11 protein-coding genes are annotated in these 26,448 nt (G+C 52.3%); 6 read left to right on the top strand and 5 right to left on the bottom strand.

Annotation, left to right across the window (positions count from 1 at the left end):
* Positions 1–5 precede the first annotated feature (5 nt).
* From PsAD26_RS14470 to PsAD26_RS14455, 4 genes are all read right to left on the bottom strand, one after another.
* On the bottom strand, positions 6–11,834 hold the full coding sequence (locus PsAD26_RS14470; protein ID WP_063311007.1) for a LysM peptidoglycan-binding domain-containing protein: 11,829 nt from the start codon (positions 11,832–11,834) through the stop codon (positions 6–8).
* Positions 11,835–11,866: 32 nt separating this feature from the next.
* Positions 11,867–15,460 carry a hypothetical protein gene (locus PsAD26_RS14465; RefSeq protein WP_063311006.1) on the bottom strand — a complete coding sequence of 1,198 codons (3,594 nt, stop codon included), beginning with the start codon at positions 15,458–15,460 and terminating at the stop codon, positions 11,867–11,869.
* A gap of 371 nt (positions 15,461–15,831) precedes the next feature.
* Positions 15,832–18,018, bottom strand: a complete 2,187-nt coding sequence (locus PsAD26_RS14460) for a molybdopterin cofactor-binding domain-containing protein (protein ID WP_063311005.1) — start codon at positions 18,016–18,018, stop codon at positions 15,832–15,834.
* Between the two features lies 1 nt (position 18,019).
* Complete coding sequence (locus PsAD26_RS14455) at positions 18,020–18,481, bottom strand: (2Fe-2S)-binding protein (RefSeq protein WP_063311073.1); 462 nt, start codon at positions 18,479–18,481, stop codon at positions 18,020–18,022.
* Positions 18,482–18,758: 277 nt separating this feature from the next.
* On the opposite strand from PsAD26_RS14455, the gene PsAD26_RS14450 reads away from it, so the two are divergent.
* The 6 genes from PsAD26_RS14450 (at position 18,759) to PsAD26_RS14425 (ending at position 25,105) form a co-directional block, all read left to right on the top strand.
* Positions 18,759–19,754 (top strand): AraC family transcriptional regulator, encoded by a 996-nt coding sequence (locus PsAD26_RS14450; protein ID WP_063311004.1) that lies wholly within the window; start codon positions 18,759–18,761, stop codon positions 19,752–19,754.
* A gap of 65 nt (positions 19,755–19,819) precedes the next feature.
* Positions 19,820–20,347, top strand: a complete 528-nt coding sequence (locus tag PsAD26_RS14445) for an AAA family ATPase (RefSeq protein WP_063311003.1) — start codon at positions 19,820–19,822, stop codon at positions 20,345–20,347.
* Between the two features lie 163 nt (positions 20,348–20,510).
* The gene (locus tag PsAD26_RS14440; RefSeq protein ID WP_063311002.1) at positions 20,511–21,179 is read left to right on the top strand and encodes a response regulator transcription factor; all 669 of its coding nucleotides are present in this window, start codon (positions 20,511–20,513) and stop codon (positions 21,177–21,179) included.
* A complete protein-coding gene (locus PsAD26_RS14435; protein WP_063311001.1) occupies positions 21,176–22,489 on the top strand; it encodes an ATP-binding protein in 1,314 nt (437 codons plus the stop codon). Before PsAD26_RS14440 ends, PsAD26_RS14435 begins: the two co-directional genes overlap by 4 nt.
* Before the next feature lie 205 nt (positions 22,490–22,694).
* Positions 22,695–24,023 carry a ferredoxin reductase family protein gene (locus PsAD26_RS14430; RefSeq protein ID WP_063311000.1) on the top strand — a complete coding sequence of 443 codons (1,329 nt, stop codon included), beginning with the start codon at positions 22,695–22,697 and terminating at the stop codon, positions 24,021–24,023.
* A gap of 209 nt (positions 24,024–24,232) precedes the next feature.
* Positions 24,233–25,105 carry a DUF1989 domain-containing protein gene (locus PsAD26_RS14425; RefSeq protein ID WP_063310999.1) on the top strand — a complete coding sequence of 291 codons (873 nt, stop codon included), beginning with the start codon at positions 24,233–24,235 and terminating at the stop codon, positions 25,103–25,105.
* Between the two features lie 37 nt (positions 25,106–25,142).
* Here the strand turns inward: PsAD26_RS14425 and PsAD26_RS14420 are convergent, their stop codons facing one another.
* Positions 25,143–26,129: a zinc-dependent alcohol dehydrogenase family protein gene (locus PsAD26_RS14420; protein WP_063310998.1), complete on the bottom strand. Its 987-nt coding sequence runs from the start codon at positions 26,127–26,129 to the stop codon at positions 25,143–25,145.
* Positions 26,130–26,448 lie beyond the last annotated feature (319 nt).

Raw genomic sequence — 26,448 nt, 5'->3', positions numbered from 1 at the left:
GGGGTTCACACGCCTTCTGTTTCATCTTCGTAAGATGGCAGTGGTGGGACAATATCATCGGTGCATAGGTAGAGGTTTTGCAGGTTGAGCAAGGGCATCGGGTTTTCCGTCAGGTTGGACATGATGTTCATGGCAATGTTCAGCTGAGCGGCATTGCAGGATGGTTTATGTGCCTGCGCCCATGCTGTGATTGAGTTGGCGAGGTTTTCAAGAACATCCCCCTTCGGCGTACCATTCCTCCCGATGGCGACGGGGGTTGGTGGCAAAAGAGCGATTGGCAGGTCGATTGGCTCTTCTGTAAGGCCTTGGGCGAGATGATAGCTGTAGCCGATATTGAGCTGCAGCGTGATATCGCCAACATATTCACCATGAAACAGTAGGTAGAAGAGATGTTCCAGATGCTCCTTCAGGCTTCGCTGATGAGGCTCATTTGTGGGGTTGCCGAGATATGCAATGTTAAGGGGCTGAAAGCTGGACAATGTGGGGTGGTACGGATTTTTGAAGGTAGCCGTTGGCGTTCTGAACACGAAACCATCCGTGATTTTGCCATGGATGTAGCTGTTGCGGATCATGTACATGGAGGCCAATGCATCCTGCCGCGCGAGTACTTGCATGCCCGGCATGACGACTTGACGGTCACTCAAGGGCTGCGCAATATTCTGTGTCAGATAGGTTTGCTTACCCTTTGCTTTCTGAGTGTAATAGTAGGTGTAGGTCAGCTTTCCATCTACACATTCGCAATTGTCCAGGTGGCTTGTCCAATTTGGAATTTCGACCGTGGGGTCTCCGGTTAATCCGGCAGGCTTGGTACAGTCTTCCAGGATCAATTTCACGATCCAACGCTGAGATGTTTGTTCAGTGCCCTCGCTGTAGTCCTGATTTTCTTCCAAAATGCTGAAGCTGATTGTTTCGCTGCCTTCTTTTAGCGAGGCTGCCGCGAACATTGATAGGTTCCCGCTTGCGCTTGCTTTGCAGATGATATCTTCATTGACCTTGATGATCACAGCCAGAGCTTGTGTCGCCTTCTCGATAGCATCAGCTGACTGGTTACCGGCGTTTATGACCGGGACGTACTGATCCAGAACGCTCGTGAGGTTGTTCTGAATAGAAATGAACTGCGCAAGTTCGGCGAAGGCATCCGTGAATCCAGAGAGTTCACCTTGCGGTTTGTCTTTGAGATTGAATTGGATTTGACCATGAGCTTTGTCCTGAAGGTAATGGAAGTTCAGGCCGTACGTGTATTCGTAGTCCCATTTGGTGATCTGGGAGAGTTTCTTGGCCCTTTTGTCATAGGCCGGACCAGCTTGTGAGACCATGCGTGGCGTTTCTGGGAAACTGCGCAGCAGGATGGGCACCTTGAAAGACCCCAACGGCTTTTCAAGTACCGGAGTTCCTTCTGCCTGTATCGGAGAGAGCCAACTTGAGGCTTTGTAGTCTGCTATTCCCTGAACCGCGCTGATCTGGTGTTCGAGAGACGTGACTTTGTAGCTCAGATCCAGAGAGAGGCATTCGGTTGTCTCTCCGAGCTTTTCAGAGGCCTGAAGCAGGAAAGTGAGCGGCTGCTGCGCTCCGTCCTGCAGTTTCAGTTTGGCAGAGGTTAGGGAGAAGAGGCTTGAAAGAGATTTTGTGGGTGTTGGCTGCTGCGCTTCTTCCTGCGTATCTGGCGGGCAATCTGTCACGCTGTTCAGGTTGATGTTGCCGTACAGCTGCGGAGTTTCTTCATCCCCTGCCAGCGGAATACTGGCAGTGATGTCCGCTCCGAACGAGAGGACAGCTTGTGTTGTGTAGAGGTTGGAAAGCTCTTCCAGCAGCGTTTGCTTGAAAGTCTCTTGTGCAGAGGTCATCCGCGTGCTGGTGCCATCCTGATAAATGGGTGCCAGCATGTGTGTTGTGATCTGCGCAAGGCTCTTCTTTTGCTCCGCCAATGCCTCCATAAACCCGCCAACGGCGATTGGGCTCTCACCAGAGCATGAGATGCTGGTCGGTTTACTGGTTGCAAGTTTGTCGATGAACAGGATTGAGGAGGAGTATTTTGGAGACAGCAGCGCGTCAAAGAACTCAAAGTACTGTTTCAGCCAGACGTCCATCTCTACATTCGAGAAGGTGCTCGGAACCGGAGTGCCCGTGAACTTTCCTGTGCTTGCATCAAAGTCATCCAGTCCGGCATAGGAGTAAACCGAGGCACTGCGGGAGATCAGCGTATTGCTGACCGGCAGCGGCGCGAAGATTTCTGGCTGGTTCTCATCTGTGATGTGGAATGAGATTGGGTCTTGTTGCTTGGCGCCGACACGAACACCCCACGTCGCATTGGAAGACACGCCAGCGGATGGTGCGTATCGGTTGATGCCGGAGGCGACCATCATGTTGAAATCCGGACCATGGATAGACTGCGCGACACACTGCGCAAACTCAGCCAGAATATCTGGCTTTGGCTTCGCGGGTTTCTTTGATTTTTGAGTGCCGGTCGCAGGTTTTGGAGCAGTGACAGACGTTTTGATTGCAATGGTGTTGGCAACGGATCGCGTCAACGGATCAGCCACATAGTCGCCAACTGCAATGCCATGGGTTCGGTAGAAAACAAGCTGTGTCGTGAGCTCGATGATCGGTTCCGGCACTAGGCTGTTCATCGGCACAGCCACAGGCAGCGATAACGCTGGTATTGTCTCAAGGGCCTCTGTTTCCTCCGGATTGCTTTGTTGGATCAGGAACTGCTCGATACTTTGCCACCAGCCGATTAACTGCTCAAGTTCGTGCGCTGAAAGCTGATAGGTGTTGAGCGAGAGCGTCGACTTCACCTCTATTGCAAAGCCGTTGGGGTCGTTGAACTGGGCCAGCATGTCTTCAACAATAACCAGCGCCGAGTGTGCTCTTTGCTGGGCGATCTCCGGGGCCTGTCCTTTTTGTGGGATGAAGGGTCCACTATCAAAGCTGAAGGTGATGAGGATTGTGAAGTTTTCCGGATCAGTTTCAGCGTTGTTCTCAGGCTGTACTGTCCAGTTTGTAGAGGTAGAGGGCCATTGAGAGAGCGGGATGATCTGATCTGTGTACCCCTGAAGCGCCGGTTTACGGTTCAGCTTTCCCGCAGGTTTTGCGGGCTCGTCCAGCGTTGAAAGGATCGTATTGCCGTAATAATCATTCCAGCCGAGTTGAGTTTGCAGAAGTAGCCCATTGGCGCTGTATGGGTTGAGCTGCGTGCTTTCTGAGGCGCCCTCGAGCTTGACGAGACTGAGATACGAAATTGCACCGTGATACATTTCAGCATCGCCAGCAGAAGCTTCCAGCACATATCGCACCTTTCCCTCATTGGGCGAAGTTGAACTTCCTGAAACGCCAATGGGTAGGCCCATATTGCTGGGTTTGAAGTCCTGATTTCCCAAGATCTTATAGGCCAGCAGGCTGTAATTGTTGAGCAACAGGGCTGCTGCGTAGTCGTCGCCTGTTCCATTTTTGGGAATTTCAGGAGCCTGCTCACGCTGTGCATTGAGCGCCTGAACGCCGGGGTGCTCTCCGGGTTGGACTGTCAGCGGTCCGGCACGCAGAGTGAGTGTTTGACCAGGGACAAGCAGTTGCTCCATCTCTGCATTTGTGGTCGCAACAACAATGGGTTCTGTGCCAAAGTAATCCGCAATGTCCGACAGGCATGTACAGGTTGATAAGTCATTGCTCAAGGTCTTTGCGCCAATTGTCAGATCAATTACAGGGAGCCGTAGTGGCGTGCCCGAAGGTACGCTTTCTCCTGTCAGACGTGGGTTTATGTGCATTAATGCGTCAATACTTGTCCCGAAGCGCAATGCGATGCTTGCGAAGGATGCATTACTGCTTTGTGGAACCCTATAAGTGCCCTGCTCGATGCTGATGGTTTTGCCCGGCAACAGCTGGATTTTGCCACTCACAGATGCTTCCTGATCAGAAGCCAGAGTATTGGCGATGAGTGAGTTGAGGTTGGAGTGATAGCGCTGCGCAACGCTCGCCAACGTATCATCATCAGTGGTGGTGTGTTCTACCAGCTCGCCTTTTGCAGCAGCGGACAACGATGAGCCTGAGCCTGCAAGCGGCTGTGCAGTTGCAAGCCCGTTAACGTAGGCGTGCATATACTCCTGATCTTCATGGATGATGACCAGAGATAGCGTCGCCTCACCTTTCTCGTCGAAGATATCCGGCGGTAATCCGGTTTGTCCGTCATCAGCAGTGTAGTAGAGATAGAAGCCACCGGAGTTGGTGACGCCAGCTTCCCATAGCAGTTTGACCAGTGACATGGGCGTGTTGAGAAGCGTTGGGCTCTGGCTCTCCTTTGCAGCCTCAAACAACAATTCTCCGGTTGGATTGGTCACCGTTGAGAGATTGGTTTGCGAGAGGCCAAACGTGACGTTGCTGCCGCCCTCACCCACAAAATATGTACCGCTGCTTTGCGAGCCTTTGCTGTAGCCGAGTGTGAGAGATGCAAAGCTATGATCCGCTGAAAGACTTTGCAGCAATCGCTCCAAGATCAGAACACCAGCTGAATTCACCCCATTCAGCTCGTAGGTTGTTTTCAGAGCTGCATCTGTTGCGGCTTTGCCTTCCGCTGCTGGTGCATTCGTGGTCTGAGCTGGTAGTTTTTTGATGGAGAACTCAATCGTTGACGTCCAGCCATAGTTCGTCAGCGGGGTTTTAACTACCTTTCCGGTGGCAGCATCCATGGAGACCTGTTCGACAAGGAGCTGTGGGGGCACAACAGCACTGGTCTGCGCGGTGCTGGCACCCAATGCAGTCAAAGCACCTGAAAGCGTCCATAAACGCAAGTATTGAGTGTTTGACGGCTTTTCGGCATCGGTAGTGGGAACGTTGATTGGCTCTGCACTTTGCCAGTTGATGAAGTGCGGGATTGGGAAGGCGCTTGGTTGTTGCTCTACCTTTGCAAGGAGAGAGAGTTGCTCTGGTCCGGCTGGCAGGTACTCTGTCTTCCCGTAAGCGTTGACGGCTTCAATACGTTGATAGTCCTTGCTTGCAGTCGCCTCGCTGTCGGGTGGTACATCCACCTCGTATTTCAGGGTGGTTTGGTCATTTCCAAGTGAGATCCAGTCTGCATCCTTTGGTTTACTCAACAGCAAGGAGAGACTGCTTGTCAGCGGCGTTGGAATGGCAAGCTGCTGACCGGACAGAGCGAACAGTCCCACCTCATTCGGCAGACTGAGCTTTCCAGCCTCATCCGTTTCAACCCAGATGCCCTCAACAAGTGGTGTAATGCCATCTGTTGGCAGACGCATACCGTGGAAGTAATAGCGTGAGGCCATGCCTGACAGATGGGTGATGCCACCTGTACGCTGTACTTCCTTGATGAGCTCTCCAACAGGGAACTGAGGCAGATGCACGATACTCAGACTGCCAGCATCCGATCCTGCGTCGGAGCCTGATGCACCAGCAAACAGATCGGCAACCTCTCCGTTTGCGTCTACTGCCAGTGCTTCAACATCGGTTTCAAACTTCTGCGCGATGGATGAGAGCGTGTCTGCGTCTGCTGCCTTTTGCGTGAATGCAGGCATCTGCAGTGTAGACCCGACAACCAGAAGGTTCTGTTGTTGCTGTATGGTGTTGCTGTTGGTCAGCTCGTCGATTGTGATCCCAAGAGCAGAGGCCACTGCACACAGTGTTTGCCCTCCAGAGACTATGTGCTTCTTCTCAGTTCCATCTGACGCGATGTAATCGATCTGCGCACCACTTCGTAAAAGACCTGCGACTTTCTTGTTTTTACACATGAGGTCAGAGGCTTCGACAGTTGCCTTGTATGGGTTGTTACTGGACAGCGTCTGGAAGGAGCTGCCCGCCGGTATGACAAGCGGTGCTGTTGGAATTGTGACGTCTGCACCTTCTGTTAGAGGATGACTGTTGTTGGCTTTGAAGAGATCAGTGAGTGTGAATTTCACGCCAGAAAACGCACCTTGTTTGTTGATCCAACTCACAATGGCATTGGGTGTTTCTCCAGCTGTGAGTGGATAATTGAAGTCGCGCAGACCGCTCAAGAGGTTTTGCATCATCTGCCTCATAATAAGCATGAAGTAGTTTTCATAAACGTATGATGCAATTGATATTTTATCGCCAGATACATCTACTTCAGAGGATGGTTTCTTGCTCTCTTTTTCCACCTGAACACTGAGCTGGTTAAAGTAATCTGTTAAGTCCTTCAGATATTTGGTGGTTATCGTATTGTAGTCTGCAAAGGCATAGGAGAGCGCCGTTTTGCTGTCTTGTTCCAGCGCGATACTGAGCGATGGCACCATTGGGAAATAGGTTGCCTGCGCTTCACCCTGGCGTGAGGGCAAACCGATATCAAGTATGAATTGTTGCTGTAGGAATGAAGTGATGTCCTGCTGCGTCGGTGCGTCTGGCGAGGTTTCCAATCCGCTCAGGCTATCCAGTATGGCATTGATCTCAACCGTACTGATTACGTGTTTGTCGACCTGGTCTGCGCTGTGGCTTTCATCGCCCATCGTGGCAGCTATAAGCCAGCGGGTCACCATCTTGGCCAGAGCCTCAAAACCAGTATCAACTTGCTGCCCTGCTGCTTTCTCATAGAGTTCTGTGTCTTCCGGCGTTGCGGGGGCTGGTGCTGTAATGAACAGATTGGCGACGTAGCATGGCAGTTGGGGTGGACGGGCCTGTTCAGAGGAATACCAGTTCTCATCCTTTGCCAGGGTCAAGCCGTAACCCAGATGGATCTCCAGTGGGTTTTGAGAGGGGTCTGCGGCGGGTTGCAGATTTGCCCAGTTGAACTCAACGGGAACCGTCTCATAGGCCCCCGTCAGCATTGGCAAGCGGCTGTAGAGTGCGAGGCGGTCCGCTATCGGTGCTGCCAGCAGGCCCTCATAGGCTTCTGAATGATCCAGCCAAGGCGCGTCTTTCGGGTTCTGGATTGCACCTAGTGTGAACGTGGTGTGGACGTGTGCGGAGAAGCTGAAGCTTACTTTGATGGTGAAGAGGCCTAGATCAATCTTCGCTGATGCACGGACATCCACTTTAGCTGAGATTGTAAGCGGGATCGGCTCATATGAGGCGAGCCGGATCTGGGCGCTGACTTCGATCCTGATGTTGACCGAGGCCTTGATGATTGCAAAATCAATGGAGCCATAAAGCTTGCCGATGATGCCGAAGGTGCCAGTGAGGGAGAAGAAGTATTCTCCCTGCAATGACAATGCGCTTCCACTGCCTGAATGCGTATCATCATAGGCGTTCCACTTGCCTAGAATGCCTTGCAAAATACCAAAAGCCGTCAAACTGAAACCGGCTTTTAGAATGCCCATTTCAATAGACTTGCCAAGCCCCAACTGCGCGCCGAAACCAAAGACCAGATTGGGGTTGAAGAAACCCAGTTTGGATGTGGGTAGTCCCTTTACAGATGCCGCTGGCAACTTGCCAAAATAAAACCCTCCTCCGCCTTTTACCGGGATGCCCGGTGGTACGATGGCCTCAACTGAGAAGGAATGCGAGAAGTTGTTGTTCCAGGGGAAGCCCACATCAATCTGGAAGTCGCCGTTGGTGTAAACTTCGATGCCGAATGTTGGTAGTGTGATTGTGACGGCGCCAACGTCAATGCGGCGCATGATTTCTGGCAGTTCGATTGATGCGGAGAATTTGCCTAGCCCCGGTGATACTTTTTTGTAGATGACCTGAAAATCCAGACCGGAAAAGATCTTTGCCGCTTTGCCGCTGCAAGCAATCCGCAACGCATAAAGGCTGGGGTCTGTGAGGACCACCTGAAGTGTGAAAGTGTACTTTGGGCCGCTCTTTTCCAGCTCGCCTTGATGCTCCTGCCCCAACTCTTTGCTGGAATCGATCCTCAGAACACCGAAGTCAGTTGCAAACAGCCAGTTGATGTTACCAGCAAAGCCGATATCCGGCACTTTACCCACTGAAGGTTTGGGAAGATCCGCCAGTATATCGACAGCCTGCTGTACAGTGGTGACATCTTGCAGGCCTTTGACGTCTACATGCTGCCCGCCAGCAAGCAAGCGCAGGTCAAGATACTTGTTGCCTGCGCCGCCGGGACTAGGCGTCGTAGAGGGTTGGTCTGCACGCCACTTTGGGTTCTTTTTTGCCTCATTACTATCTGAAATCGGCCACAAGAAATGGCCGTCAAGCTCGACAGAGACACCTGCAGTCTTGTTGTAGGTAAGCGTAATCCCCGTCACAGTGGCGATCAGAATATCGATTGGCCCGATGTCGATGGTGAAACTGACCGTTTTATTTTTGAAATTCCATTTGAGTTCAAAATCGGAAAGTTTGACGTCATTCAGCAGGTCAAAAGGTGCAGCGAGACCAAACTTTGCTCCAGTCATCCATTCCACAAAGGTTTCGACCATGGCACCAAGTGTGGTCGTATCTGTGAACTTGATCGTGGCAGTCTGATCATCGTCTACTTCCGCCGAAAACTGACCCCATGTGATGCCGAAGTGAGAATGGGTTTTGGCATACTCATAAAATACCGTGAGTTCGATATTTTCCCAAAGGATGTCGGCAGTCAGCAAGGCATATTTGCCGTTTGCTTTTGCGGTTTCATACCGGACCAATGATCTTTCCGGGGGAATGAAGATAACCTCGTCATGGTCATCAAGTACCGGAATGCGTGCTTTACTGACGGGCAACAGCAGCTCACTTCCGCCCGTATCTCCAATTTTTGCCGTGAAGGTCGCGTCGCTCGGAAGCCAGCTTGGTCCGTCATCTTTGAGATCTACGGTGCCTCCGAACTCATAACTGGCTGCTGACGTCCCGGTCCCGGTTGAGAAGGTCACATTGAGGCCTGAGACGTCGATATCAAGTGCGCTCGTTGCCCAGCCAGTCCCAAGGTAGGCAGAAATGATCTGACTGATCTTGATGGGTATGTCGCCCTGCTCCCCACGGAACGTCCAGAGATGGTTTTGCGTGTTGAATGTGGCTGTCACATTAACCGGGACGGGCTGAACATTTGGCAGACCATCAAACAGAGTTGTTGAGGCTTTGATGGAGCCTACCGAGTTGGTTCCAACGCCTTTGACTTGAATGTAGATGTCGTTGAGCTCGAACTTTGCAGGTGGCAAGGTGATTTGCCAGCCTTCCAGATTTACGCCAGCCTCAACGGAATAGGTACTACTGTTCTTGTTCTGCCCGGGAGAATATTCCAGTGACAGGTTTGCAATATCTGCATCTACGTCAAGGTGATAGCCGCTCGGCAGCAGTGCGTTCACAAAGTCTGAGACAGGTATGTTCGCTCCATCCGAACTGAGCGTTGCCGTGACAGTGGTTTGCGGATAGGTGGCAGAGAGATCGAGAATTGCAGGTTTGTCGCTTGAACCGATTGTAGCATCCGTGGAGGCCACCCAACTTATCTGGCGTTTGCCAGTTGGCTGTGATGCAGTGATCTCAAAGCTCAGGTTGTTCAGCTTCAATCCGCCGAACAAATCCCACTCCTTGCTGTCTTGCAGCGAGACCTGAAAGCTTTCTATGCTCTTGGTTTTTGAATCATAGTTGAAACGCAGACCGTCTACATTCAACTCATTCAGGTCGGCGAACTCAGAAGGGATTGAGTTTGCAAAGTTCATCCCGCCCATGAGCGTGAATATGGAGTTCAGCGAAGGAGCTGCCTCCTCTGCAAATGTGCCCTGCACCACCATCTTGTTTTTGGCAGAGCTTGGGAAATCCATGTGGAATGGAATGAGCGTATCGCCGACCTCAACGGAGGTTTGTAAACCGCCTGTGAGGCGTGCGCCGTTGCTGGAAAACTCAACGGACAGGCCAGTGTCTTCCAGTGCGAACCATTCCACCCCCGGTAGCTCCAGTTTTTCCAATGAAAGCTGGAGTTGGACTTTGTAATTGCTGTGGTTTTTACTCGCTCGTCCTGTGCTGGAGACAGTGAGCACTACTTCCAGTTCCGTGCCGAGAAAGTCCGAGGTCTTTCCCTGCACGATGATCGTGCTGAGCTTTTTGGAGGTGTAAACGGGCTTTATGGTCACTGGGCTTTTTGCAGAGCCAATGGTCAACCCACCTGAACCCAGCACTGTTTGCAGGAAGGTGTGAAACGGCCCTTCTTTCAGCATATTGGGGATTAGAGCGAGCGCCCCTTTTTTTGTGCTCTGTGTCAGCGTGGTTTGCAGTGTTTGCAGATCAGAGAAGATACTGTCCGAGACGCCGCTGGCAACGGAAACGAGAGCAAATCTGGCCGCTAAAAACCCGAGCGCTTGTAAGAGCTTATCGTTTTGAGGGGCGGTGTAATATTGTTTGAGACCGTCAAAGTAGTCGAAATATTCGCCCTTCTCAGAGCGAAACTGGGTCTCAATATCCGCGATGGTTTGCGCCAGTTCATTGGGTGGCATCGTTGCTTTGTAGCCCTCCTGAAACGCAGAGATTCCAAGGGCAATCTGGTTTTTGGAGACATCCAAAAGTGTTGCAGTGGTTGGTGTTGTGCTACTGGCGGCCTTCCCCTTGCCGTTTCCAAATGTGCTCGGGTAAGGATTGGATGTGAAACTGCCGAGTTTAAAAAACGGTTTTCCCAGATTTACAGCCAGATTAACGCTTTGGGTGCCTTCCAGAACACTTGGCAATGTGGCTGCACCATACAGATACTCAATCACAGCTGGTGGCAGGTCAGACAAGGAAGTGACAACAGTCGCGCCCGGTTTCAATTTGCTGAGGAAAGCAGCACCTGCGGAGCCTGACAGATCTTTATTCAGGTAAATGCCAGTGCCTGAGCCAGAGGTATTTCGGAATAGTTGCTGGCTCTTGCAATAAGCGTTGATGTTCTTCGTGAGTTCATCAATAGAGGTGGTTACGCCCTGCTTTGCGGCATTCTTTTGAGGAAAGTATCGCGCAAGCGTTTGCCATGTGGAATTGCTCAGATCATCCAGAACAGCTATGACAACCGGCTTTTTGGTAAAGCCTTTTTGCTTTTGCAGAAGTGCGGATGCGGCGATGAGCTCAAAAGCAATCCCTTCTGCATTGCCGACAAGCGATGTTTTGTCTGTCGATGAACTTGGCAGGCTCGCAACCGGGAAGAACTCGATGCCGGACTGGCTGGATTTTCCAATAGCATTGCTGATGTTCTGTGCTGCGCTCAGTGCCTTGGTGTTGACCGCTGGGATCTTCCTTAGGTTCGCCCAGTTGAGCTTTGGGCTTATGTCCTGCTTGAAACTGCGATAGGCAAACTGTGGGCCTTGCAGGACCAGCTGATCATCAAGATTTATGGTCTGCTTGAGGCCCGGTAGCACCACCATAGAGTTGGCGGAGCAGGTCTTTTCGGCCTGTGTGCAGTTTTCTGCTGTCCAGAGATAGGGCTGGAGCAAAACAAAATAGCTGCATTTCACAGCAGTCGCGATGCTGGTGTTGTCGATGTTGGGAATGCTGCCGCCGCCACACAGGCAGAGCGGCACGGTACCAGACAGACCGGGCACTGAGCGATGGGTTATCTCGCCGACAGTGGTTTCCTGATAGGCGTGGAAGGTGATGGTGACGCTATCCAGCATCATTGGTGCGCGGGTGGTCGGGTCAAAGCCGGGCAACAGCTGTGCCAGTTCCTGTAGGAGTGTTTTCTGGCCGCTGTCGTAGATCAGATCCACATCTACCTGAAACCCAAGGGAAATCATCCGCCGCATAACGTTGATGGTGTTGGCGGCACTGCCTGATCTTGGGTCTTGTGACAGAAAGTAACGCAGTTTTTTGCCGCGCAGAAAATCCATGAGCCGTCCGATGATACCATTGGAGAGCGTTGCATTGAGATCCTGTGCAGCGGAGGCAAACAGTTGCACCAGATTGGAGAGCTCAGCGGACAGGCTCTCCTCATCACGTATAGCAACGCGCTCGAATGGTTCGATTGGACTGTGCTCGTTCATCTTGCTGCACCAGTGCTGATTGAAGGAGTGATTTATTTGCTATCAGCGGGCTCGTTGTTGTAGACCACGTACCAGGCCAGACCTGTGGTTTTGTCAGAGCCCTGACTGCTTTCATCCGGATCTGAAAACAGATAGAAAGATGTGGCACCGCTTGGCGGGATTTTGGCCAATCCCAGAAACTTGATAGCGATCTCATTGAGAACAAACATGTATTGCTTGCTGGCATCAGCCTCTTTGCTATTGGGATTTTCCGTGTAGAGCAGCTGGATCGGGCCGTAGGACATAGAAAGCACGTTCTGCAAGCTGATGAGCGAGGCACCGTTGGAGGAGCCCGGCATATGGATGGCAGTCTTGGATTTGTAGGTTTCGCCGGCCGAGTCTGGTGACCATGCCAGCAGCAGGTCTGCGGTGAGGCCCAGTTTGCCAGCAAGATCTCCGGGGGTACCAAGGCTAACTTCGAACTTAAGGCCGTTCCATGAGCCTGGCAGACCTTGCTGGCGGACGTTGGTCACAACATTCAAGTATCCCATGGAAGCTGGCGTTTTATCTGCGCTGTCGGAGCTGACAAACCCTTTCAGTTGCAATGGCATAGTAGCGACAAGGCTGCCGCTGCGAGGCGTACTGTTTTTGCTGTCGAATGTCAGTTGAGAGCTGTCCCAAGTGATCTTCTGGCTCTCATAGGCGTTTTCTTGTGTGAAGCTCATTTGCAGGCCGAGCTCGTTAAACGCCAGCCCATTTTGGCTGGTTTGTTGGTCTGGCTCATTGCCGAAGGAGAACAAGTCGACCGGCTCGTTCTTGCCTGCACTGAGGATTGCGAAATCGAGGAAGCCAGTGAAGGCGAAGCGGATGAGTGGTTCTGTTTGATTTTCCTGTGCTTTTCCGTGTTTGGAGATCGTGTTCATCCGCGCGGATGTGAACTCTGTCTGCTCCAGGATGTTGTTGTCGACCGTGAACAGATAGGGATGGGTTGCGGCCATGGTGTAGGACGGGTGGTTGTTGTTGTCCTGATAGCTTGCTTTCATAATCAGCGACTTATACTGGCTGCCTTTGGGCTGTGGTTGGCCTGCCGGTAAAACGGGCTTTGAACTGACCGTATCGCTGCCAAAAATCTTGGTCATGGAAAGTTGTGCAAAGGAGGAGAACTTCTTTATTGCCGAGTTCTCAAAAAGCACTTTGAGCGAGAGCAGGATGAAGTCATATGTGCGCGTTGCAGAGGGCACAACCGACTCCGGGCTTGTCGCTCCCTTTGGTACAATGAGGTCATTGTCTTCGTAGTAAATCAGCCCATAGACCGAGCTTTGCTTCTTTATTTCAATTTTTTCACCACTTGCACCTGCCTTGATTTGATTGATGCGGATAGCGAGATGGTGGGCATAAAACTTTGCCGGATCGCGCACACCGGCCACAATACCTGCCAGTTGCTCGGGCGGTGATTTGATACGCGCGCGTAGCATAAGTACACCGGTCCAGTTGGGGTCGGCAGCAGTCTGGTTGAAGCTTTCGAAGTACTCAGTTGCGGGGTTTTCATAGGCTGCTTTGAAGTAATCCTGAAGCCATGAGGAGACGTTGACCAGCTGGGCTTTGTCTGGTTTGTTTTCGCGCTCGGTTGTTGGAGCGGCGAAGATTTCCTTTTGGGTCCATTTTTGTGGATTGGAGATGAGGTTGTCTTTTTCATTGCCCTTCGGATCGTAGAGTGGGCCGCGTATTCCTTTAATAATCAATATGTTGGCGTAGTCACCAAAATCTGGCGAGTTACCGACGTCTGCTTCAATCTGCCAGTCTTCGATATTCAGCGTGTTGAGGAAGGTTGAGCCTGTTTCACCTAATTCTGAAGGGTTTGCAGCAACCAGAAACAGTTGATTGGTCTGGAAGGCCTCTATGAGTTTGGGGGATAAGTCTTTGAAGGTAAAATCGGAAGGTGTTGGTACTTTGATTTGAGCGAGCTTAACCTCCTTCCAATGACTGGCGTCATTGGGTGATTGCAGCGTGGCGATCACACCCAGTGGGGTTGTCAGGGTTGCATCCCCCTCTCCTGTTTGCGCCTTAGCCTCTCTGGCGTTGGACTGAGCGTTGGTCAGAGATGCAATCACCTTACGGCGGGTCGGAGCAATGATGCTTTTTTCAAACAGGGCGACATCGCACTGGGAGTAACTCGGGTCACCCTCATCCGTACCGCTGTAAGGGAACATGGGGAAGGCCTGATCTTCCATTTGCGGCAGTGTGTAAGCGGGGCTGACGGTGCCCAGCAACTCCTTGTTTTCCTGCCATATTTCATCGTCATAACCGTGCAGTGCGCTGCCGTGGGGATGCGCCACATAGGTGATGGATGCCCCACTTTTTTCTACAGCGTTCTCTGGTGGGAATACCTGTACATACGACGTTTTGTAGTTGCCTTTGAGCGGCGCACCTTTGGGTGCAGGGCGTCCAACAGGAGATGACAAAGGCAACGGGAAAACCGGCGCGTAGGCGGGCTGATCGGGCACAAACCGCAGCCGTGCTCCATCAGAGAACGCGTGTTTTGCAACACCTGGGACTTCCAGAAACTCTGTGCCGCCCAGTCCGCACATGAAGCGGGCTTTTGTATCGCCTTTTGCGACTGGTGCGCAGACGAGGAAATCACCGACAGGACTGGCGATAAAACTATGAAGTGATGAGGCATTCTCGTAGCTTGGGGTGAGGATAATACCTGCAGGCAGTGCATCAGTCATATGACTGTCAGCGGTGATACTCTGTAAAACAACAGGAGCGCCGTAGGTGGTTCGGTAGAAACTGTTCAGGGTTGGTCCCTGCCCGCTTTCCTCTTCGGTGCGGAAATAGAAGGCGCAGCGGTTGGGGTTTGTCCGGTTATGCGTCGGGTAGTTGTTCAACGCGTCGGTGACGTCCACAATAAGCGTCATAGGCAGAGGATTACGGCTGCCACCATCGCCTGTACCCAAGGCAAAGCGTTGGCCATTGACGCCGGTTTTGGTCTCCGCATCTTTCGTAACCCATTGAAAACCCAGATTCCATTGATCATGGAGAGCGCCGCGCTCGAACTCAGCATCAAATACGATTGCCCCACGATCCGGACCGGAACAGCGGATGTCTGCTTTGCTCACCGACCCTGTATCCGGGCTGAGATATCCTCCCAGTTGGATGGCAGATTCTGAGAGTTGCAGGTTCTCTTCATCTTCAGAAACACCGATATAAGCGCTTGAATAGAACTCGATGGTGAGCTCGGGCGCCAGAAGGTAAGACAGGCTGCTGGTTGTCTCTGTTCCGGCGGCGTTGATGGAAAAGAAGGCTGGGCGTTGGCCTTTGTAATCCTGCGGGACTGGCAGCGGTGTTAAGTCTCTGGGAAGCCACATGAAACCGCGCAGTACATTCATGCTTTGCAGGTAAGCTTGCAAGCCGGACACCAAGTCCTGTTGACTGCTCTCTTTGCCTCCACATTCCAGCGGGTCCGGGCAGTAGATGAAGGAGCCTGAATAGGTTTTGCTGGTGAGCGCATCTTTGAGCGAAATACGCTTGGGGAGTTTGGCTTTTCGGGCGGCTACCTTGCTGACAACAAACGCAAAACCACCAGCGTTGTCGCCAGAGTTTGGAGCCAGATAAAGGCTTTTGCAGGTTTGTTGCAGGAAATCCATTGCTCAGCTCCCAAAGCCCATTCCATCAACGGGGATAAAGACAGAATTCGGGAGCACTGCTCCGCGTTTTTAAGGGGAACATAGGGTGCAGGCAGGCTTCAATTTGCGACAATTGAAGGTTCACAAAGTGAACTGAAAAGGTTTCATCTGTAAGAAACTGTTTTCGCTTCACAAATCTGAGGCCGCTTGAAATTACTAAGTAACATCAGATCATTAGTGCGCATTGCACACCAAATGCCTTGTGAGCTGAAAAATGATCGTGTTTTTGTGCGTTGGTTTGCGTTTTTTACGTGTGAGCTGCGTTTTTTTGTTAAACGCGCAAACGGCAGACTGATGCATACTCAGCCTGCCGTTTGCTCTGTCAAATCAGTTTAGGCGAAGGTGACGCCAGCCTTTGTCATTGGTAGTTCGGTCACACGTGGTCCTTTCGCGGCGATGGCGTTTGCCAGTGCCGGAGCGGATGGTGGTGTGCCCGGTTCACCGACACCTGTTGGGGCTTCGGTGGAGAGGATAATGTGTGTTTCGATCTCGCCGATATCCCCGATGCGGAGCGGCTCGTAGTCCGGGAAGTTTTGTTGGACAACTTCACCGTTCTCCAGCGTGATCTCATCGCGCATGGCGTGGCCGAGGCCGTAGCCGATGCCACCTTCCATCTGCGCCTTGATCACGTCCGGGTTGACCGGGATACCGCAATCAACCGCGCAGGTGACTTTTTCGATCTTCACGCCGTTTTCTGCATCGCCTGAAATCTCGACGACTTCCGCGACATAACTGCCAAAGGACTTGTGGACCGCGACACCTTGAGAGCGTCCCTCAGCGCCTTTGCCCCAGTTGCCCTTTTCAGCTGCCAGTTTAAGAACGCCCGTCAGTCGTTTTTGATCTGGCGTATCGCCTGCCAGATGTGCCAGACGGAACTCAACCGGATCACGACCCGCTGCTGTTGCAACGGCGTCCATCATGGCTTCCATGACGTAGGCAGTGTGAGTGTGACCAACGGAACGCCACCACAAAACGGTTGTGGCTGGTTTGATGTCCGTCAGGCCTGCAAACATGCCCGGGATGGAGTACGGTGTTGGTGTGACGCCTTCTACAGAAAGGTGATCAACCCCATCATGCACCGAGAACGCCTCAAACGGAGTGCCTTTGGAGATGGACTGGCCTGCAACGCGGTGGTCCCAGCCAGCGATGTTGCCATCCGCATCAAGACCAACACGAACCTTGTGTGCAAATGCCGGACGGTAGTAGCCGCCGGTGATGTCATCTTCGCGGGACCACACCAGTTTGACCGGGCGGCGGCGATCCGTCATCACAAAGGCAAGCGCTGCTTCTACCTGATAATCAACCGTTGGTGTTGCACGGCGACCGAAGGAGCCGCCAGCGAACATGGTGTTGACCTGCACCTTGTCCATAGGCACCTGAAGGATTTGCGCAATCGCTGCATGTGGTGAGGTTGGCATCTGACAGCCGTCATGCAGGATCACGCCGCCATCTTCTGTCGCCTCAATGGTGCAGGTAAGCGGTTCCATTGGCGCATGAGCAAGCAATGGGAAGTAGAAGGTCTCTTCGACCACCTTTTCTGCGTTTTTAATCGCACCTGCAATCTCGGCCTGATCGTTTTTGGTCAGGTTGTATTCCGGTTCCATGTTAACAGCAGCCATCAGCTCCTTATAGACATCCTCGGAACTGCGGCTTTCAGCAGCTGAGTTGTCCCAGGTGACTTCCAGAGCTTCACGTGCCTGCAGAGAGGCCCATGTGTTTTCTGCGTAAACAGCGACACCAGCTTTGTTGGGCAGTGTGGCCGCACGGATGAAGCCTTTGACAGGCTTTGCTGCGCTGTCATCAAAGGACGTGACAGTTGCACCTTTGCGGGTGGCCCGCTTGATGGTGACGACCATCTGATTATCAAGCTGGATGTCCATCGCGTATTTGGCAGTGCCGTTGATCTTCGGCGGTGTGTCCTTGCGGCGCACATTGGCATTGCCGATCAACTTGAACTCGGACGGATCTTTCAGGCGCGGGTTTTCAGGTGCGGTCATCTTGCTGGCAGCTGCTACAAACTCGCCGATTGGCGCTTTGTTGCCGCCACCTGAGATCACACCATCTTCCAGCTTGAGCTGGGCGGCGGGTACATCCCAAGCCAGTGATGCGGCTTGCAAAAGCACTTCACGGGCGGCAGCGCCTGCCTGACGATACTGCTTGAAGCTGTTGAACATGGCGGTGGAGCCGCCGGTGCCCTGAACAGGGCCGAACGCGGTGTTGTTGTAAAGTTTGGGATTGGAAGGGGCGAACTCATACTCTATCGCATCCATGCTGACGCCCAGCTCTTCTGCGATGAGTGTGGTGAGGCCGGTTGATGGACCCTGCCCCATTTCAAAGTGCTTGGCGATGGCGGTGACAGTGCCGTCTGCAGCAATCTTTACAAACGGGTTGAGCATTGTGGTTTCCGCGCTATTTGCAGCGGCCATAACACCTGATGGGGCAACACCAATAACAAGAACTGCAGCGGCAGAGGCTGCGGCACCTTTAAGGAAGCCGCGACGAGAAGAAGATACATTCATATCAAGCCTCCATAATTTCTGATGCACGTACGATGGCGGAGCGAATGCGCTGGTAGGTGGCGCATCGGCAGGCGTTGCCGTCCATGTAATCGTCAATTTCTTCCAGTGTCGGCTTTGCGTTTTCAGAGAGCAAGCCAACGGCGGACATGATCTGGCCGGACTGACAGTAACCGCACTGGACCACGTCCAGCTCTGTCCATGCCTGTTGCACGGCTTGTGCTGGCGAAGACTTCAGGCCTTCAATTGTGGTGATCTCAGAATCTTCCACATCTTCAATAAATGTTTGGCAGGAGCGGACCGGCTCGCCATCCATATGAACGGTGCACGCCCCACACGAGGCGACACCACACCCGAATTTTGTTCCGGTGAGCATGAGTTCATCGCGGATCACCCAAAGAAGCGGGGTTCCTGGTTCGGCATCGACCTTATGCGTCTGGCCGTTCAGCTTTAAAGAAATTGCCATCAAAAAAAATCCCTTTTTTGATCCGTAGCGGTTGGCTGGGTCAGCAATAATCTCAGGCACTGTTTGTATGGGGCAGTGTTGTATGCGGAATGCGCTATTCTGCTTTTTGAGCCTGAAACAGATGATCTGTAGTTATCCCTAGCACTCACCTCTCTCGCATTCAGTGGCAAATCGCGCCAAAGTACTGCCATATCGCGCCACTATGTAAATTGGTACTGGCACACCTAGCAAAAATTCGAGATGAAAGAGTGGCAAGACCAATGAGACCGAGCCGAGCATGACGAAACACGCACACCTTTACCCTGGCGCTGCCATGATGGCGCAAATTATTCAGTACCTTGACCTGCCTGTTGACCGGGTGATGCGCCGTGCGGGAGTTTCAATCGAGCAGTTGGGTCCGACGGCCAAGGGCATCACACAGGCGCAGTATTTCGCCATTTGGCATGCGCTGCATCAGGAATATGGCGGCAACGATCTGGCAATCAAACTTGGGCACACCATCAAGCAAGGCACATTTGTTCCGCACGCCTTTGCGTTTTCCTGTAGCCCAAACATTGAGGAGGGTGTGAAGCGTCTTGCGCTGTTCAAGCCTCTGATTGCGCCTATCCGGCTGGAAGTTGAGCGTACAGACAGTACGGTGTCCATCTTGTTTACCTCCAGCGATCCGAAAGAACCGTTTCCTGAAATTCTGGCTCAGTTCGAGATTGTCTACTTCACTAATTGCAGCCGCACCTTTACCGGAGAGCAGATTGTGCCGCTCAGTGTGGGAGGTCCTGTTGGGGATCTGGACTGGTCTGCTGTTGAAGCGGAATGCGGGGTGAAGGCAACTCCTGCTCCGGTGGCGCACATCACCCTTTCGCTGCAGGACGCGACCCGTCCGCTGATCACACAGATGGAAGGCATGTGGGATACGTTTGAAGACGGGCTGCGCCAGAAACTGCAGAGCACGGGCAGCTCTGATGAGATGTCCCGCCGGGTGAAAAACGCGTTGCTGGAAAGCCTGCCAGCGGGGCAGAATACCATTGACGTAATCAGCCAGAACCTGAATGCCAGCAAGCGGACCTTGCAACGCAAGCTGAAGGAAGAAGGCAAGAGCTTTCAGGATATTTTGAGTGAGACCCGCGCTGAACTCTCCCAGCACTATCTGGTGCGTAGTGAGCTGAGCATTCCGGAAATCTCTTATCTGCTTGGGTACAAGGACACCGGATCGTTCTTTCGCGCATTTCACAGCTGGACAGGCAAGACGCCGATGGAAGTGCGCGGAATTGCTTAAGAGCTATCTAATTTAGCCGTGCATGAAGAAAGCTTCATGAAACCTTGGGCTGATAAGAGCCCGGCATGGCTATTCTATTTGTTCTTTCGGGATTGCCTGGTGTTGGTAAAACGACCTTGGCAAAGGCCCTTTCTCCACACCTGCAGGCCGTTCATTTACGTATTGATTCACTTGAGGCTGCCCTCAAGACCTCCGTTCTTGCGATTTCGCGCGCAGAAGATGCCGGTTATGTTGCAGCAGCAGCTGTTGCCAAAGACAACTTGCTGCTTGGCAACAACGTGATTGCAGATGCGGTGAATCCGATTGAGATCACCCGCAACATTTGGCTGGAAGCGGCGCTGGGCGCCAAGGTGAAAGCGCTTAACATCGAAGTGATCTGCTCTGATGAGGCTGAACACAAGACGCGTGTTGAGACCCGACACAACGATATCTCCGCCATGTCACTCCCCAGTTGGGAGGACGTACAGCGGCGACGCTATGAGCCCTGGAAGAAGCACCGTCTTGTGGTCGACACCTATGAAAAGCCCATTGAAGACAGTGTTGAAGAGGTCATTGAGGCCTTCAGCCAGCTGGTGCGGTACGGGTCTTACTGAGGTTTTGCACCTTTCACAGACCTGATCGCATGCCCCTCTTATTTTCCTTCGTTTCATAATGGCCTAAGAGATTTCTTCAGGCACAATTCAGTTTCATGTTCTTTGTAGATGTGAAAGAGTTGAGGCAAATGTTGGGTGTACTTCGCCCTAGTGGAAGGAACACATGCGCGTATTGTTGGTTGAGGACGAGCGGCTGATCGCCGACGCAATCAAAGCTTTTCTGGAACGTCATGAATTTATAGTGGACTGGGTCGATGATGGTCTTTTGGCAGAAGACGCTCTGAGAACCGGAGAATTCGACCTGGTTATTCTTGATCTGGGTCTACCTGGCCAGGACGGTCTGGAGTTTTTACGGGCCGTTCGCGATGACAAGGCGGATGTGCCTATTCTGATCCTGTCTGCGCGGGAGACTACCAAGAACCGGATTGACGGGCTTAATCTGGGTGCAGATGATTATCTGACCAAACCGTTTGATATGGAAGAACTTCTGGCCCGGTGCCGGGCGCTGGTGCGCCGGTCTGCCGGACGAACCCGGATGTTGCTGCAGCACGGGGCGTTGACGCTTGATCTGGACCAGAAGAAGGCCTGTTACGACAGCGCTGAGGTTGTGTTGCAACCCCTCGCCTTCCGCTTGCTAACAATCCTGCTGGAGCGCCGGGGCCGCGTGGTTTCCAAGTCAGATCTCATGGAAAAACTCTATGGCTGGGAGGAGAACGCGGAAAGCAATGTGCTTGAGGTGTATGTCTCTCAGATCCGCCGCAAGACCACCCCAAAGCTGATCAGAACAATCCGGGGGGTTGGCTACATCGTGGATGAGGACATCCCGGCATGAAACTTTCATCAATCCGTCGCCGAATACTCATCTTTCTGATCCCATTGTTGTTTGTGGTCTGGGGTGTTTTTTCCGCCATTGTCTACAATTTGACCGAGGAAGAGCTCTATGAGACCCATGATGCACAGACCTTTCAGCTTGCCAGCGTAATTGCGCAGCTTCAAGGTGACACCATTTCTCCCGAACACTTGGATGAGCATCATGTGATTGGGGATTACTTCGTCGTTATTCGCGACGCTTCGGGCAATGATATATACAAGTCCTCCGACAAGGTGGTGCTGCCGAAAACACTAAAGCCGGGTGTTCAAGAAATTGAACATGGTCGGGACGATTGGGTTGTCTGGAACTTTCCGGGGCAAAAAACAGGTCAGCACTATATCATCGGTGTCATTTTTGATGAGGCAATCGAGCTGGCAGATCAGACAGTTGCGACCGTCTCTATTCCTTTAGCTCTGGTGCTCGTCTTTTCCATCATTGCGACGATATTCATCGTCAAACGCGGGCTTCGTCCTCTCACAACTCTTTCAGAAACGCTAGCAACGCGGGAGCCGGGAAATCTGGGCAAAGTGACAGTGGAGAAGCAGGCGGATGAGCTGGTTCCTATTGTGGACTCCCTGAACATGCTGTTTGACAAGATTGAAGAGCACCTTGCCCGTGAACAGCGCTTTATTGATGATGCGGCACATGAAATCAGAACACCATTGACTGTGGTGAAGGCGCAGTGTCAGGTGATTGAGCGGGAAACACTGGATGATGCGACACGACTGCGGTTTGACAACATCATTGAAGGTGTTGATCGGGCGACCCATCTGGCCGCCAAGCTTTTAGAGCATGCCCGCGCAGGTCAGGATACCCATAAGGAAATAACAGAGCACGATCTGTTACCTGTGCTTCAGGAAAGCCTCGCCCAACAGGCTCACGCGGCGCTTGATAAAAACGTGGAGCTGCAACTGCTGCAGTCTGAGCATGTGGAAGCTGTTGTTGATCCAGAGGATCTGAGCGCTGTGCTTGGCAACCTGATTGGCAACGCTATCCGGCATACTCCGGTTGATGGACAGGTGATTGTGGTTCTGAACCGGGATGATGATCATATCCAACTGAGCGTTGAAGACAGCGGACCGGGTGTGCCTGAAGAGTTTCGCGAGAAGGTTTTTGAGCGGTTCTTCCGCATGCCGGGGCAATCAAGTTCTGGTGCCGGTCTTGGCCTGTCTATTACGCAAACTCTGTGTCGCCGCAATGGGATCGAGATATCTCTTGGCAAGAGTGAGCGTCTGGGCGGAGCCTGTTTTGTGCTTAAACTGAAAAAGTAGTGTCGCAAACTTCAGGTAGGTTTCAGCTTATGAGTGATTTTAGGGGAAGCACTCAGATTGAAACCTACTCCGAAGCTGCGCTTGCAACTCACACGGAGTTTTCTGATTATGAATGGTGTGCGATGTCCCCCAACGACGTCACTCACCTTTCATAGCCAGAGTTTCATCTGAGTGCGCATCATCAATTCAAATTGAGCGTACCGGAATGAAACCGATTGGCCTGACCTTCATTATCGCCAGCATCCTCCCCCCCCTTTTGATTTTCTCCCAGTTTGGGGGACAAGCAGACTCAGGTGTCTTGCTGAGCCAGTATTTTGGCATGGTTTCCCTGATCTTTATGGGGCTGGTTCAGGTGATGGCCACACGGATGAAAGGCGTTGAGGCTCTATTTGGTCCGCTGGACCGCGTGTATGTCTTACATAAATGGCTGGCGATCTTCGCTATTGCTGCAGCTTTTCTGCATGAAAGCCTTGACGCGGATGCACTTGCTAAAACCGTTGCTGGTGGGGAAACAGACGGGCTGGCGCATAAGCTGGGCGAAATCGGATATAACGGTATTCTGATCCTGGGCCTTGGTTCTCTGGCGACCTTCATCCCCTATAATATCTGGCGCTGGACACATCGTTTGATCGGCATATTCTTCGCGCTTGCTGCGGCGCACTTTCTGATGATCCCCAACGTGTTCTCATGGAGTGATCCGATTGGTCTTTATGTTGCAGCCTTTTGTTTTGCTGGTGTCGCGTCCTTCTTGTATCTGACTTACAAAGGCATGGTTGGACGCACAAAGACCTATGAGGTCGAAGATATTCAGATTTACGGGCGCATCACCAGTGTGACGCTGAAACCTGAAGGCAAGCCTACCTCTCATGATGCCGGTAAGTTTGCTTACGTCTCCTTTGATCAGGATGGCATGGGCGAAGTGCACCCTTACACGATTGCCTCTGCCCCGCGAAAAGATGGCCGGTTACGGTTCTGCATTTCTGCGCTGGGGGATTACACCTCTCGCGTCCACGAGCTTCAGATCGGCACAAAAGCTCAAATCAGCAAGGGATATGGCGGGTTTCGCCCAATTGCTTCCAATCGCGATCAGATCTGGATTGCAGGCGGTGTTGGTATCACGCCTTTCCTGTCGTGGGCGCAGACTTTAACCGGAGAGGAAACCGGGCAGTTCTACCTTTATTACGGCGTTCGCAACCGATTGGAGAACCCATTTGAAGAGGAACTGGAAGCGCTGCAGAGCCGATTACCAAACCTTCATGTGCAGTACTTTGAGTCTGACATGGGTGAGTACATTGATGCACGGTTGCTGAAAATCCTGCAGGGAAAATTCTTTGATGTGATGCCGATTGCATTCTGTGGTCCAGAAGTGATGCGGAAAGCATTGATGCGTGATCTGAAAGCCCTGAAGTACCCGTTGCGTCTGTTTCATTATGAAGAATTCCAGATGCGCTCCGGTCTTGGCTTGCGGAAATTGTTTAAGTTTCTGGTTCAACAAGTTAACCGGCATTCTGGAAAGTTCGCCCCGGCCAAGTAAAGCTTGGCCAATCGGAGGATAGCTGCATGACCTGCTGGTGCAGCTATCCTTTCTCTCAAGCCGGATACCGTTATTACTTGTCTGGTTTAGCGGCCCCTTCGAAAGGCTTAGGGGCGCTAAGATCAATGAAATTAAATCAATATATTAATTGAGATTTGGAGGGTTCAATCAGAACCAATAATTCTGCTTATTTTTAGGATCATTGGCTCATGACAAAAATCGCCTCCCGCTCGATTACGACCGACATCCCTGCTCCTTCCGATGATCGTCGCTCAAAGTCTCCAATCGTTTGTTACGAAGTGGATCACTTGCCGACCTATGACGCTAAGCTTTATCAGCAGGCTAAAGAGAGCTTAGAGAAGATTGACGAGGTCGTGGTGCCCCCGCGTGATGGTAGGCATTTCAAGGTGCCTGCTGGCCATTTCTTCCGGATTGTGAGTGTAGAAGGCCCACAGGTAGGTGATCTCAACTTGTGGAATGCCAATGACCTTAATGAACGGTTTTTCAGCGGCAAGACCCGCCAGCTGCACGCCTCTCACCTTTCGACTGGTGACAGACTATGGAGCACGATGCCTTATCTGCGTCCTATGGCAACGATTACGCAAGATACGCTGGACTGGTACGGCTGGGATGATGATGGCGCGGGTGTGCATGATGTGATTGGTACACGCTGCGACCCTTACACCAACCACATGCTCAAGAACGTGGATTATAACCATTGTTGCCACTCCAACCTGACCCGCGCTCTGGCAGATGCGAAAGGTCTTTCGCTGGATGGAGCTGAACCTCATGTGCACGATGTGATGAACGTTTTCATGTGCACAGGCTTTACCCGCGATACAAACCAGTACTTCATGAAGGCCAGCCCTGTTCGTCCAGGTGATTTTATTGAGTTCTTTGCTGAGATCGACCTTCTGGGGGCGCTTTCTGCTTGCCCGGGCGGCGATTGCGGAAGCAGTCATTCAGACGACAACACGCCTTGCTACCCGCTTCTTGTCGAGATTTTCAAACCGGCAGAGGGCAGTCTGAAAGGCTGGACTGCCGCCAAACGCAGTGGTTATGCAGGTCGGCACCAAGCCTGATCTTGTTTGATTTGGCCAGACGCAGTTGCTCTTCGTGTTACGGCACGAGGACAGCTGCGCCGGATAGCCGTCCCTCACGCAAATCTTCCAGTGCCTGATTGGCCTGTTCCAGCTTGTAGGGAATACAGTGGGTTTTTACGCCTGCTTGTTTGGCGAGGGGAAAGAACTCCAACCCATCTTCGCGGGTCAGGTTGGCAACGGAAACGACCTCCCGCTCCTCCCACAAAAGTGCATAGGGCATTTGCGGGATGTCACTCATATGAATGCCGCCGCACACCACACGCCCGCCTTTGCGCAGAGCACTCAACGCAGCTGGAACGAGTGGACCCACGGGGGCAAAGATGAGGGCTGCATCCAGTTTTTCTGGTGGCTGGTCTTCAGAGCTGCCTGCCCAAATGGCTCCAAGTTCTCTTGCAAAGTCCTGGGCCTGCGTATCGCCTGCTCTGGTGAAGGCATAGACGTCACGACCTTGCCAGATGCAGATCTGCGCGATGATATGGGCGGCGGCACCAAAGCCGTAAATACCTATCTTTCTGCCTTTGCCAGCCTTCTTTAAAGATCGCCAGCCGATTAAGCCGGCACACAGAAGTGGCGCAAGCGATACCGGATCTGCGTCTTCATCCAGCTCAAATGCAAAATGCCGGTCTGCGATGGTGTGGGTCGCAAAGCCGCCATCGCGTGTGTAGCCCGTGAAGATGGGGTGATCACAGAGGTTTTCCTGATGATTTTGGCAAAAGGAACAACAGCCGCACGTGTGTCCAAGCCAAGGGATGCCTACTCTACTGCCGATTTTGAGATCCTGAACACCTGCCCCACATGCACGCACTCTCCCAACAATCTCGTGTCCGGGAATGAGCGGGAGTTTTGGTTTCGTGAGATTACCATCCACGACGTGAAGGTCTGTCCGGCAAACCGCACAGGCCTCAACCTCAACCAGAATCTCACCGGAGCGTGGTGTTGGTGGAGAACCACGTTCCTGCAAGACAAGAGGCTTTCCAATATCGGTCAGAACCATTGCTTTCATGAGGGAGTTCCTTCTCACGGAGGCTACGATTGCGTGCAGATTACACGCCCTTATCCTAAGAAAGTCTGGTGCGTTGAAGGCGGATCTTCATCGGCCATGAGCATCGCAGAATTAGATCAATAATAAGAGAAAACCGAACCATTTATCACAACGCATATTTCATGAAGGTCCGTCATAACGGTCTGGTGCGCGTACGCGTCAAGATTGTTGGAGTGGAGCTTTGCGGAGATGCCAGACGCATCTGACCGGCAATGTTCCTGTTTGAATGTCTCTCATAATTAGGGTGAGTGAACCTTCGATGCCAGAACCCGAAACCAGA

Origin of the sequence: Pseudovibrio sp. Ad26 (assembly GCF_001623285.1) — a bacterium.
GTDB lineage: Bacteria > Pseudomonadota > Alphaproteobacteria > Rhizobiales > Stappiaceae > Pseudovibrio > Pseudovibrio ascidiaceicola.
The sequence above is the reverse complement of the archived record's forward strand: the minus strand, read 5'-3'. Positions and strand labels throughout refer to the sequence as shown.